Origin of the sequence: Streptomyces sp. NPDC059443, assembly GCF_042750105.1 — a bacterium.
GTDB lineage: Bacteria > Actinomycetota > Actinomycetes > Streptomycetales > Streptomycetaceae > Streptomyces.
Map to the genome: position 1 here is coordinate 29523 of NZ_JBHYVM010000008.1, position 11523 is coordinate 41045.

Genomic DNA, 11523 nt, shown 5'->3' on the forward strand with positions numbered 1-11523 from the left:
TCGCCGCACTGCCGGGGCTCCCGAGTACGTCCAGTACGCGGGAGCCCCGGCAGCACGGCGAGGCACGGCACCGAACGACGCGGACAAGGCCGACAAGATCCGAAAGAGACGACCTAGCCGTGCTCTTCCTCCTCGGCCTCCATGCGCCGGATTCCCTCGTGGGTGAGGGTGACCATCGCGGGGGTGTTCCCTGGCTCCCAGTCGACGGTGATCAGCCCTTCGCCCGCCAGGTAGGTGCAGGCGGCGGCCAGGTCCTGTTCCGGTACGTGGAGGTCGCGGCGTAGCTGCGCTCCGGTGACGCCGAGGAGGCGGTTGCCCTCGACGGCTTCGTACAGGACCCGGAGCACCTGATCGCGGTAGGTCTTGCGTTCGCGCAGTGTGGCCATGACCGCGTCCTCTCGTGTGCGGGGCGGACTTCGGGACCGGGGCTCGGGGCTCGGGTCTCTCAGGTCTCGTCTGAGTGGGCGCCGGCGCCGGCGGGGGCTCTGCTGGCGGCCAGCCAGGTGCGGGCGGGGTCGCTGGGTCTCGATGTGTCCACGGTGAGGTGGAGGCGGGTGTTGCCGTCGAGGCCGGGGTAGCTGCGCTGTTCCGCGCCGGCGAAGCAGCCTCGGAGCGCTTCCGCGACCGCTCGGGCGGCTTCGGGGGTGTGCGCGATGATCCGCACCTCGGCGCTTCCGAGCGACGGCAGTATCTGGGTCTCGATGTACTTCACGAGGGCTTGTCCTCTTCAGAGTGGTCGGAGTGGTCGGAGGGGGCGGCGGACCGGGAGGTCCCGGAGGACGATGGCCCCCGCGGAACTCACCTCCAGCCGTTCCCGGGCAGCGGGAGGTCGCGTAGGTCCATCGCGTTCCCGAAGGGCGACATGCAGGCCCCGCCTTCGCTCTCCCAGCCGGATTCCTGGCGCCGAGCATCGCGGATCCCGCGCCCGATGGCGGCTTCGTTGGCCATCAGGACACCGGCGGTCAGGACGCTGCCCGGGATTGCGGCGGCGGCCATCAGCCGGGCCGCGGCGGCGGGCTCGGTCTCGGGCGGGATGACGAGGAGGTCCCAGCGGCCGACGGTGTAGGAGAGCAGGATCAGTTTGTCGGGGTCCTGTTCGGTGAACCAGCCCACATGCACCGACTGCCTGTCCGTGGCGACCACGCGGGGGATGACGGGCCAGCGGGTGGGGTTCACGGTGACGCGGGTGATGCGTCCCCAGGGCACGTCCAGGGCGGCGGACAACGCCGGGAGCTCGGCTTCGAGGTCACGGGAACGAGGCCACCAGGCACCGTCCAGCAGGCCGATGAGAGCGGTCTTCGGCGTGAGGGACAGGCGTGCCGGGGCCAGGGGGGCCATCACTCGGGACTCGGCGCGGCCGGCGCGGTCTTGGGTCGTAGTCATGTCGCGGACCCGTCCCCGGCCGTTCGCGAACGGCCGGTGCAGTGATCGCCGGAAACGACGTCCGCGTGGAGCGGGTGTGCGAAATACTCCCGGTCTCTCCACCGTACTCCGGTTCGTAGGGTTCGTGGTCCCGGAAGCCGCTCCTGACCAGGTATTTTCCGCCGGCGACGGGTCGGTTGGCGATTGCTTGACCGCGGGGGCGGACGGAGTCGGGGGTCAGGGCTCCACGGACCTCGGGTCCCGAGTTGAGGGCTCGCGCCATCGGCGTAGCGTGAAGAGAGGGCCGGGTTCGGAGAGGACCGGGCTCACCGGCAGCGCGCGTGGCGGCGTACAGGCACGAGGAGCGATCGCTATGGGCAAGCTCTCGATCGAGCAGTTGCGTGAACGTGTCCGCGGGGCGGTCACCACCCCTGAAGACGATGGCGCCTACGACGAGGCGCGCAAGGTCTACAACGCCATGATCGACCGGAGGCCGGCCGCCGTCGTGCACTGCGTGAACGCGGGCGACGTCATCGCCGCGGTCGAATTCGCGCGGGAGAACGAGCTCGACCTGGCGGTGCGCGGCGGCGGACACAGCGTGCCCGGCTTCGGCACCTGCGACGGCGGGATCGTGGCCGATCTGTCCGGCATGCGGGGCGTGCGCGTGGACCCCGCGCGGCGGACGGCACGGGCCGAAGGCGGCGCGACCTGGGGCGACTTCAACGCGGCGACGCACGCCTTCGGTCTGGCGACGACCGGCGGGATCATCTCGACCACGGGCATCGGCGGGCTCACCCTCGGCGGCGGCATCGGCTATCTCTCCCGCGGACTCGGGCTGAGCTGCGACAACCTGGTCTCCGCCGACGTGGTGACCGCGGACGGCCGGCTCCTCGTCGCGAGCGAGGAGGAGAACGACGACCTCTTCTGGGCCCTTCGCGGCGGCGGTGGGAACTTCGGCGCGGTGACCTCCTTCGAGTTCCGGCTCAGCCCCGTCAAGGACGTCTACGGCGGGCCGATGCTCTACGAACTGGAAGACGCCGCTACCGTGCTGCGCTCCTTCGCCGACTACATCGCCGACGCTCCGGAGGAACTCGGCGCCTTCCCGGCCTTCCAGCTGGCCCCGCCGCTCCCGTTCATCCCGGAGGACCGGCACGGCGACCCCTTCGCCCTGGTCGTGGCGTGCTGGGCCGGGCCGCTGGACGAGGGGGAGCGCGCCCTCCAGGCCTTCCACGACTTCGCGCCGGTGGTCGCCGAGTACGTCGGGCCGATGCCGTATCCCGCGATCAACAGCGCCTTCGACGCGCTGGTGCCGCCCGGCCTCCAGCACTACTGGAAGGCCAACTTCGTGACCGAGCTCAGCGACGCCGCGATCGCCGCGCACGTGGAGCACGGGCCGCGGCTGCCGGTCGTGAACTCGACGGTCCACATCTACCCCATCAACGGTGCCTGCCACCGGGTCGCACCGGAGGCGACGGCCTTCGCCTACCGGGACGCCTCGTTCGCCACCGTCATCGCAGGCATGTGGCCCGACCCGGCGGACAACGAGGCCAACACCGCCTGGGTGCGCGACTACTACGCGGCGACCGCCCCGCACTCGGAGGAGGGCGGATACATCAACTTCATGGCCGACGACGACCAGACCCGGATCCGGGCCAACTACAAGACCAACTACGACCGCCTGGTCGAGGTCAAGCGGACGTACGACCCGGGGAACCTGTTCCACCTGAACCAGAACATCAAGCCCTGAGCCGGTCTGCTCCGGGGTCTACTCCGGGGTCTACTCCGCGGTCTGCTCCGCGGTCTGCTCAGCGTCGAGCTGGTGCTCGCGGCTGCCCGGGGCCCGGCGTTCTTCGAGGGTGATGTCCACGCCGCGGGCGCTGTGGTGGAAGGCCGGGGAGAAGCCGGCGCGGGTGAGGGCCTGTTCCTGGGACGCGGTGGTGCGGGCGGCGGCCCGGCGGGCGCCGTCGGAGAGGTGGTTGCAGGTGATGCGCCAGACGCGGGGCGTCTGGGCCAGACGCCGTTCCAGGAGGGCCTGGTCGGCGGGGAGGTTGTCCAGGGCGGCGGCTCCGGCGGCCGTCCGGGCCGTGCCCAGGTCGGGGTGTCCCGTGAACGCCTCCTTGAAGGCGGTGGCGATCAGGCCGCACCGGGCGCCGCTGAAGAGGACGGCGTCGCCGGGGGCGTCGTGGACGCGCAGGGTGCTGATGACGTCGCGGGTGTCCCACTGGCGGCTGTCCTGCTGCCGTATGGCGAGGTGGGACGCGGCGAGGGGGACGGCCGGCAGGAGCGCGAGCAGCAGTAGTCGACGCGGAGGCAGGACGGTGGCGGCCGTCGCGAGCAGCAGGGCCAGGGCCGGCAGGCAGAACAGCAGGTAGCGGTAGGCGAAGAGGGGATGGCCGAGGGAAACGGCCATGAGGAGCAGCGGGGGGACGGCGAGCCAGGGCACGCCGATGGCGAGGGCCAGGGGCGGTGTTTCGCGCCGGTGCACGACGAGGGCGGTGAGGGCGGCGAGGGCGCTGAGGGTGAGCAGGAGTTTCAGCGGGGTGGGGAGGGTGTCCTGGCCGGGGGTGAGGAGCCAGGTGAAGTAGCTGAACGGTGTCCCGGCGGTGACCGGTGCGGCGTCGCCGACGGCGGAGCTCTGGGCGGAGGCGAGGACCAGCAGCGGGATGACGGCGGCGATGCCCGCGGCCTGGGCCAGCAGTACCTGGAGGACGGCGCGGCGGCCGGGCCTGCGCAGGGCCACCGTGACCAGGTGGGCGGCCGGCAGCAGCAGTCCCAGTACGTTGAACCAGCCCAGCAGGGCCGTCAGCACGGCGTACGCGGCCAGCCACCGGCCCCGGGCACGGCCGCCGGCCAGGACCTTCACCAGCGCGCCCGTGGCCAGTACCGCCACCGCCATGACGAAGGCGAACGAGCGGGCCTCCTGCGCGTACCGCGAGGCGGTGGGCAGAACGGCGAGCAGCAGCCCCGCGCAGAGTCCGAGGCGGGGGCCGCCGAGGAGCCGCCCGAGCCACGCGAGGCCGGCCGCGGCGACGGCCACCGCCACCGCGGAGGGCACCCGGGCGGTGAACTCGTTGAGCCCGGTCACCTGCCCGACCAGGTACATCAGTGCGTAGTGCAGTCCGTGCACCGCGTCGACCCGGCCGAGCAGCTCGATCAGCTGCGGCCAGGACCGCCGCGCCACGTCGATGGTGACTATCTCGTCGGTCCACGCGGAGGGGCCCGTATTCCCCCATGTTCCGAGGACGAGCCCGACGGCCGGCGGCGCCCACCGGGCCGCGCGCATCCAGCGGGCACGGCCGGCGGAGTGGAAGGAGGTGGCTGTCACGGTGGTGCCTTCGTCGCTGATGCCCCCGCACCGGGTGGTGACGGGTCGGATGGCGAACAGCGTCGGGTGTGACACCGGGCAGGATGCACCTCCACGTTCAGTGCATTATCCGCAATTCGGACCTAATACCCAAAAGGTCGTCAAGTGGCAGGTCGGCCCCGGCGAGGTCAGGCCGCGGCCTGCACCTGTACGCGGCTCCGGGTCTCCTGCGGTACGACGCGCCGGCGCCAGGACGGCATGCCCAGGGTCGGGTTGGAGGCGCTCCAGGCCGCGCCCTTGCAGATCAGTTCCTTGACGAGGCGGGCGGTGCGGCCCGTCATGGCCTTCTCGATCGCCTGGTCCTCGGGGGTGACGGACTGGATCAGGCCGTCCTTGCGGCCGAGGGAGATGCACTGCACGGCGTAGGCGATGGCGACGTGGGGGACCTTGGTGCCGGTGAGGCGGGCGGCGATGGCGTCGGCGGCCTGCCAGGCCATGGGGATGCCCGAGGCGCAGGACATGCGCAGCGGCTTGTCGCCGGGGCCTATCGCCATCGCCGCGTCGCCCACGGCGTACACGTCGGGGTGGGAGACCGAGCGCATCGTCCCGTCGACCACGATCCGGCCGCCGTCGAGCTCCAGGGCGGTGGCCCGGGCGATCGGGTGGACGGCGAATCCGGTGGTCCAGACGGTGACTTCGGCGGGGACGGTCCGGCCGTCGGCGGTGGTCACGGCGTCCGCCTCCACGGTGTCGACCGCGGTGTGTTCGTGGACCGTGATGCCGAGCTCGTCCACGACGGTACGCAGGTGCGCGCGGCCCTTCGCCGAGAGCCAGTCGCCGAGGGCGCCGCGGGCGGCCAGGGCCACGTCGAGGTCCGGGCGGGCCTCGGCGATCTCGGTCGCGGCCTCGATGCCGGTCAGGCCGCCGCCGACGACGACCACGGACCGGCCGGCGTCCAGGGCGGCCAGGCGGTCGCGCAGGCGCAGTGCGCCGGGGCGGCTGGAGAGCTCGTGGGCGTGTTCGGCGGCGCCGGGGACGCCCCCGTCGTTCCAGCCGCTGCCGAGGGCGTAGACGAGGGTGTCGTACTCCAGTTCCTCCAGCGCCTCCCGCTCCTCCCGCGCGGGGCCGTTCGCGGCGGTGACCGTCACGGTCTTGCGGTCCACGTCCACGGCGGTGACCTTGGCGAGCTTCAGTTCCACGCCGGTGCCCGCGAACATCTCGGCGAACGGCCGGGGCTTGAGGTCCTGGCCGGCCGCGACCTGGTGCAGCCGGACCCGCTCGACGAAGTCGGGCTCGGGGTTGACGAGGGTGATGGTGACGTCCTCGCGGCGCAGCCGCTTGGCGAGGCGGCCGGCCGCGACCGCTCCGGTGTAACCGGCTCCGAGGACGACGATTCGGTGCTGCATGTCCGTGCTCCTGTCTGGGCGGTGGCCGCCGGTGTCCGGCGTGGTTTCGCACCTTGAACCGGACAGCTCCCCGATCCCTGACAGGATCCGAATGTGACCTGCGCCACACCCGCTCCGCACCCCCTCAGAGGGTGTGGAGCGGAGCCTCCTCGTGGCCGGCGGCGGCCCACCGCTCGGTCGCGCGGACGAGCTTGTCGGGGTTGACCTGGTTGAGGATGGCGGAGATGCCCTCCTCGGTGACCTCCAGGCAGATGATCCCGACGACCCGGCCGTCCACGACCGCCAGGACGGCGGGCCCGCCGTTCGCGGTCGTGGCGTAGATCTCGGGCGTGCCGCCGACATGGGCCCGCTTGGCCGGGCTGGGCTTGAACATGCCGCGCATGAACGTGGCGACCGCGAGCGCTCCCTCGAACGCCTTCGCGCGGGCCGGGACCTTCCCGCCGCCGTCGCCGACCGAGACGGCCTCCTGGGTGAGCAGGCGCAGGAGGGGCTCGGTGCGGCCGCTGGTCGCCGCGGCCAGGAACTCCTCGACGATCTTCCGGGCGGTGACGTCGTCGATCTCGGTGCGCGCCTTGCCGTCGGCGATGTGCTTCTTCGCCCGGTGGTAGGTCTGCTGGGCGGCGGCCTCGGTGATCTCCAGGATCTCGGCGATCTCCCGGTGCGGGTACTCGAAGGCCTCGCGCAGCACGTACACGGCCCGCTCGCCCGGCGACAGGCGCTCCAGCAGCACGAGGACGGCGTAGGACACCGACTCGCGCTGCTCGGCGGTGCCGGCGGGGCCGAGCATCGGGTCCCCGGCGAGCAGCGGCTCGGGCAGCCACCTCCCCACGTACGTCTCGCGCCGGGCGCGGGCCGAAGTGAGCATGTTGAGGCACCAGTTGGTGAGCACCTTCGTCAGCCAGGCCTCGGGCACCTCGATCCGCCCGACGTCGGCGGCCTGCCAGCGCAGGAACGTTTCCTGTACGGCGTCCTCCGCCTCGCTCGATGAGCCGAGCAGCCGGTAGGCGATGGCCTCCAGCCGGGGCCTGGCGGTCTCGAAGAGCTCGACATCACTGGTGATCAGGGCCATGCCCGTGATCCTAGGGCTTGTTGCTACTTCGCACCGGACCCGTTTCGCAGGGCGGTACGGACCCCGGTGAGGACCACGGCGATCAGGCAGAGGGCGATGACGGTCTCGGCCCACAGGAAGGCGTACCAGTCCAGCACGCAGCCGATCGGGGGTGTGCCGGGGGCGTTGTTCCGGAACGCGGAGAGGGCGAACAGGGTGGCGGCCATCCAGGCGAGGGCGGGCCAGACCAGGCCTTCGCCGCGGGACGTCAGGTACCAGGTCGCGATGAGCACGGACGCCGCCAGCGCCCACATCACGAGCATCATGAAGGCCGCGAAGATGATCAGGCTGCCCGACCGGGCCAGCTCCAGCCCCATGACGGCCTCCTGCGGGGAGGGGGTGGCCGGCGCGGGTGTGGTCGAGGGTGCGGGCGCGGGTGTGGTGATGACGGCGAAGAGCGTGTCGTTGTTGGAGAACAGCATCCGCACCGGCACCTGCTTGCCGCCCAGTTGTGCCCAGAACTCGATGTCGGTCTGGTAGGTGTCGAACGGGTAGTCGCTGATCGATCCACCCGTGAGCGCGACCTGCACGTCCCTGATCGCGAGCCGCTCGTGGGCCTTGAAGGTCAGGTCGCCGAGGGTCGCCGCGGAGGTCTGGAGGGTGAGATCGGCCACCGGGGCGATCCCGCCCTCCTCCTCCGCGGCGAGGGTCCCGCGCGGTGTGACCCGGACCCGCAGGACCAGCTCCCTGGCCGCGGCGTCGACGTGCTGGACGGTGGCCGCCACGTCCACCCGGTCGGCCGCCGCCGAGCCGACCGTGTGGACCCGGTCCAACGCCTGCCGCTCGGTGAACTGGAGCCACGACCCCACGGACACCGCCACCAGGATCAGCACCGCGATGGGGATCAGGACCGGCAGGATCGAGGCACCGGAGCGGCGTGGGCGGGGTGACTCCGACGGCAGGGTCATGCCCCTACTCCGAGGTCTGGAACTCGGGCGCCTTGAGGCTGTTCAGGCATTCGGTCTTCGGCGCGGCCGGGTTCTCGAAGAACGAGACGGCGATCTCCTGGGCGCACTTCGACGTGGCGAACACCACGTGCGGCTCGTAGGGGATCGTGACGACCTTGGCCTTGCTCAGCGTGCGGGCCACGTACGGGCCGTTGTCCGCTCCGGTCTGGGAGTCGAACGCGCCCGACAGGGCGAGGGTCGGGATGTCGCTGCGCGTGACGTCCCGGATCGAGGGTGCGGCCGGGGGGACGTTCCAGACGTCGCAGTCCGGTCGGAGGAAGGTGAGCGCCGGAGCTTGGGCCTGCACCGAGCGGGGGAAGGTCGGGAACGCTTCCTGTCCGCCCCGGAGCGCCTGCTCCTGGGTCTCGTACGGAGTCCACTCGCTGCAGAAGACGCCGTAGACGAGGCCGTGCGACGTCACACCGATGCCCTTGGGGTTGGTCCTCCAGCCCGCCCACTGCTGGGCGATCCGCTGCGGGTTGCCGTGCGCCAGTTCGTCGAGGGAGACGGGTACGACCTCCGCCGTGTGGGTGGCGGTGGTCAGCCAGCTCACCAGGGTCCCGCCGTCCAGAACGACCTTCACCGGCTTGTCGCCGCCGGTGGGCGTGACGGTGGTGGTGACCGGCTTGGCTTCGAGGTCGCGGACGAGCTTTTCGAAGGTGGCCGGCAGGTTCGGATAGCGCTTGTTGCACGCCGGCTGGTCCGCGCAGGCCTTGAACAGGCCGTCGACGCCCTGCTTGAAGCTGCTCCAGGTCGAGGCCGACCCGCCCTTGGACGGCGGCAGGATGCCGTCGATGCCCACCGAGCGGAGCCCCTCGGGGTGCAGGCGCATGTAGACCAGCGCCAGTTGGGTGCCGTAGGAGATGCCGTACAGGTTCCACTGCTTGATGCCCAGTGCGGTGCGCAGGCCGTCGTAGTCGGCGGCGCTCTCGGTGTCGTTGTAGGCACTGAGGTCGATGCCGCTGCCCACCAGTTTGTCGCGGCAGGCCTTCGTGGCATCGACGTGCAGGCGTTCGGTGGACGGAGCGTCGGAGACGAGGCCGATCGCGTGTGCGTTGAACTCGTCGATGTTGGGGCACAGGGCATCGGGGACGGCCGCGTACGTACCGCGCTGGGACATGAAGATGACGTCACGGTCGCGGTTCAGGCCGCCGTCGACGGCCATCTTCACCTCGCTCAGCGCATCGTCTCCGGGGCCGCCCGCGAGCCACACGATGGGGTCGGGTCGGGGTGTGGAGGCCAGGGCGGGCACGATCGCGACGCCGAGGCTGATCGTCCGGCTGCTCGGTTTGGCGCGGTTCTCGGGCACGGTGAGCGTTCCGCAGCGGGCCCCGTTCAGCTCCGGGGTCGGCGCCGCCGTCCTGGGGCAGGGGCCGGGTTTGAAACTGGCGTCGCCCACCGTACGGGCGACCGTACCGGTCGGTGCTCCGGGACCAGTGCTTGCGTCCGTACGGGACTGCGCCTGGGCGGGGGCCGTGAGCAGGCCGGTGACGAGGAGACCGGTCGCCAGACCGGCCGAGGTGGCCAGGAGTCTTCGTGTGGTGCGCCGACGACGTCGGGGCGCGTGATGGAGTGTCATCTGTCCTCCCGGTCACTTCGGGATGATCGTGAACGGTTCGGGCTGGAGGCCCTCCACGCAGCCCGTGTCGGGCGCGGTCGGGTTGGCGAGGAACGAGGCCAGCACGCTTTGCGCGCAAGGCGACTGCGGGACCACGAAGTGGCCGATTCCGGGGATCTGCACGGCGGTCGAGCCGGACAGGTCGCGGATCACGCCACCGGCCAAACTCGCCCCGGTCTTCACGTCGAACGTGCCGGAGATGACGAGCGCCGGTACGGAACTGACCGTGGCCACCCGCGTGACGGAGGCGCGGTCCGGAACGTTCCAGATCCCGCACATCGGGTACTGGAAGGGGAGTTGAGGCGCCTGGGCCAGTACGGTGTCGGGCCATGCGGGGAAGGCCTTGCGTCCTGCGTCCAGCACGTCGGATTCCGAGTAGCCCGGCGCCCACTCGCCGCACGCCACCGACTCCGTCAGGCCGTGCGCGTTCATGCCGATCTTCTGGACCGAGCCGGCCGCGCGGGCCTGCGCGAAGCGCTGCGGGTTCCCGTTGGCGAGTTCCGTGAGGGCCGCCGGGATGTCCTTGGGCCGGGGGGTGAAGGCGACGATCAGGTCCAGCAGCGCACCTCCGTCGAGGACGACCTTGACCGGCTTCTCCCCCTTCGCCGGCGGGACGTTCAGCGTCAGGGGCTGTGCCTCCAGCTTGCGCACCTGCTCGGTCAGCAGACCGGGGAGGTCCGGGTACCGGCTCTTGCAGGCGGGCTGCGCCGCGCACGCCTTGAAGATGTTGTCGATCCCCTCCCTGGCGCTGCTCCAGCCCCAGGGCAGGACCGTGCTCTGGGGAGGCGCGACCGAGTCGATCGCCACCGCGCGGATTCCCTCGGGGTACAGGCGCAGGTAGGTGAGGGCCAGGTCGCTGCCGTAGGAGTATCCGTAGACGTTCCACCGGGGGAGGTCCAGGGCCTTGCGCAGGTCGGCGAAGTCGGCGGCGTTCTCAGTGGTGTTGTAGGCGCTCAGGTCGGCGCCTTCGGCCACCAGCCGGTCCCGGCACTCCTTCACCGCCTTCAGCATGAGCCGCTGCGCCGGCTGCGTTCCGTAGCGCAGGCCCACGGCCGTCTCGTTGAACCGGTCGATCTCCGGGCAGGCGAGGTTCGGCTGGTCGTAGAGGTTGCCGCGCTGCGCCATGATGATCAGGTCGCGGTCCTTGTTGAGGCCGGACTCCACGAGGAACGGAATGTCGTCGAAGGTCTCGCCACCGGGGCCGCCCGCCATGAACACCACGGGATCCTGTGCGGGCTTCGCCGGTTTGACGGCCGCAATGACGGCCACGGCCAGCTTGATGGTCCGGCCGCCGGGGCGCGAGCGGTTCTCGGGTACCTGGAGGAACCCGCACCGTGCGTGACCCAACGCTTCGATGGGCTCGGGCGGCTTCGGACAGGCGCCGGGCACGAACCGGGCTGGGGCCGCCGGGCCGGGTGATGAAGCGGCGACGGCCGCTGGGGGGCCGATCGCCGTCAGGCAGGCCAGAACGGCCGCGGCGGTCGCCGCGGAGAGGCTGTGCTTCGGCATGTGATCTCGTTCCTCTGCCCCCGGACGGAGACGGCGGCCCTGCCGGGCCAGGCCGCAGCGGTTTGGGCGGAACACACGCTTTCGACGCTACCCGGTGGTGCGCTCGCACGCATGCGGAGGGTGAGGACCGAGAAGTCGAGAGGTCTGGACGAGGGGGGTGGGGGGGGGCGGCGCGCGCCCGCGCCGCGGGGGGTGGGGGGGGGGGGCGCCCCCCGGCGGGGGGGCGCCGTCCCCCCCGGCCCGGGGCGGCGCGCCGGCGCCCCGCTCCA

Annotated in this window: 10 protein-coding genes; 1 reads left to right on the forward strand and 9 read right to left on the reverse strand. The window is 71.7% G+C overall.

The features are described from left to right. Positions 1 to 113 precede the first annotated feature (113 nt). The 3 genes from ACFXDJ_RS10110 to ACFXDJ_RS10120 all read right to left on the reverse strand — a co-directional run bounded on the left by ACFXDJ_RS10110 (position 114) and on the right by ACFXDJ_RS10120 (position 1383). Positions 114 to 386 (reverse strand): hypothetical protein, encoded by a 273-nt coding sequence (locus tag ACFXDJ_RS10110; RefSeq protein ID WP_384651510.1) that lies wholly within the window; start codon positions 384 to 386, stop codon positions 114 to 116. Between the two features lie 59 nt (positions 387 to 445). Further along, on the reverse strand, positions 446 to 712 hold the full coding sequence (locus tag ACFXDJ_RS10115; protein ID WP_384651508.1) for a hypothetical protein: 267 nt from the start codon (positions 710 to 712) through the stop codon (positions 446 to 448). 86 nt (positions 713 to 798) lie between these two features. Continuing rightward, positions 799 to 1383, reverse strand: coding sequence for a DUF5994 family protein (locus ACFXDJ_RS10120; protein WP_384651506.1), 585 nt, complete (start codon positions 1381 to 1383; stop codon positions 799 to 801). A gap of 352 nt (positions 1384 to 1735) precedes the next feature. Here ACFXDJ_RS10120 and ACFXDJ_RS10125 point away from each other — a divergent pair, with 352 nt between their 5' ends. Then, positions 1736 to 3109, forward strand: coding sequence for an FAD-binding oxidoreductase (locus ACFXDJ_RS10125; protein WP_384651505.1), 1374 nt, complete (start codon positions 1736 to 1738; stop codon positions 3107 to 3109). Between the two features lie 30 nt (positions 3110 to 3139). On the opposite strand, the gene ACFXDJ_RS10130 is transcribed toward ACFXDJ_RS10125, so the two are convergent. The 6 genes from ACFXDJ_RS10130 to ACFXDJ_RS10155 all read right to left on the reverse strand — a co-directional run bounded on the left by ACFXDJ_RS10130 (position 3140) and on the right by ACFXDJ_RS10155 (position 11254). Further along, the gene (locus ACFXDJ_RS10130) at positions 3140 to 4762 is read right to left on the reverse strand and encodes a hypothetical protein (RefSeq protein ID WP_384651503.1); all 1623 of its coding nucleotides are present in this window, start codon (positions 4760 to 4762) and stop codon (positions 3140 to 3142) included. A 92-nt stretch (positions 4763 to 4854) separates the two neighbouring features. After that, positions 4855 to 6072, reverse strand: a complete 1218-nt coding sequence (locus ACFXDJ_RS10135; protein ID WP_384651501.1) for an NAD(P)/FAD-dependent oxidoreductase — start codon at positions 6070 to 6072, stop codon at positions 4855 to 4857. A 124-nt stretch (positions 6073 to 6196) separates the two neighbouring features. Further along, positions 6197 to 7141 (reverse strand): RNA polymerase sigma factor SigJ, encoded by a 945-nt coding sequence (sigJ, locus tag ACFXDJ_RS10140; protein ID WP_384651499.1) that lies wholly within the window; start codon positions 7139 to 7141, stop codon positions 6197 to 6199. Positions 7142 to 7164: 23 nt separating this feature from the next. Next, positions 7165 to 8088 carry a DUF4436 family protein gene (locus ACFXDJ_RS10145; RefSeq protein ID WP_384651497.1) on the reverse strand — a complete coding sequence of 308 codons (924 nt, stop codon included), beginning with the start codon at positions 8086 to 8088 and terminating at the stop codon, positions 7165 to 7167. Between the two features lie 4 nt (positions 8089 to 8092). Continuing rightward, positions 8093 to 9706, reverse strand: coding sequence for an alpha/beta fold hydrolase (locus tag ACFXDJ_RS10150; protein ID WP_384651495.1), 1614 nt, complete (start codon positions 9704 to 9706; stop codon positions 8093 to 8095). Positions 9707 to 9718: 12 nt separating this feature from the next. Continuing rightward, entirely contained in the window at positions 9719 to 11254 is a 1536-nt protein-coding gene (locus ACFXDJ_RS10155) for an alpha/beta fold hydrolase (RefSeq protein WP_384651493.1), read from the reverse strand. Positions 11255 to 11523: the final 269 nt, after the last annotated feature.

Coding starts and splice junctions, on each gene's coding strand:
- ACFXDJ_RS10110 (WP_384651510.1), bottom strand. CDS start 386: ATGGCCACACTGCGCGAACGCAAGACCTACCGCGATCAGGTGCTCCGG.
- ACFXDJ_RS10120 (WP_384651506.1), bottom strand. CDS start 1,383: ATGACTACGACCCAAGACCGCGCCGGCCGCGCCGAGTCCCGAGTGATG.
- ACFXDJ_RS10125 (WP_384651505.1), top strand. CDS start 1,736: ATGGGCAAGCTCTCGATCGAGCAGTTGCGTGAACGTGTCCGCGGGGCG.
- ACFXDJ_RS10135 (WP_384651501.1), bottom strand. CDS start 6,072: ATGCAGCACCGAATCGTCGTCCTCGGAGCCGGTTACACCGGAGCGGTC.
- sigJ (WP_384651499.1), bottom strand. CDS start 7,141: ATGGCCCTGATCACCAGTGATGTCGAGCTCTTCGAGACCGCCAGGCCC.
- ACFXDJ_RS10145 (WP_384651497.1), bottom strand. CDS start 8,088: ATGACCCTGCCGTCGGAGTCACCCCGCCCACGCCGCTCCGGTGCCTCG.
- ACFXDJ_RS10150 (WP_384651495.1), bottom strand. CDS start 9,706: ATGACACTCCATCACGCGCCCCGACGTCGTCGGCGCACCACACGAAGA.
- ACFXDJ_RS10155 (WP_384651493.1), bottom strand. CDS start 11,254: ATGCCGAAGCACAGCCTCTCCGCGGCGACCGCCGCGGCCGTTCTGGCC.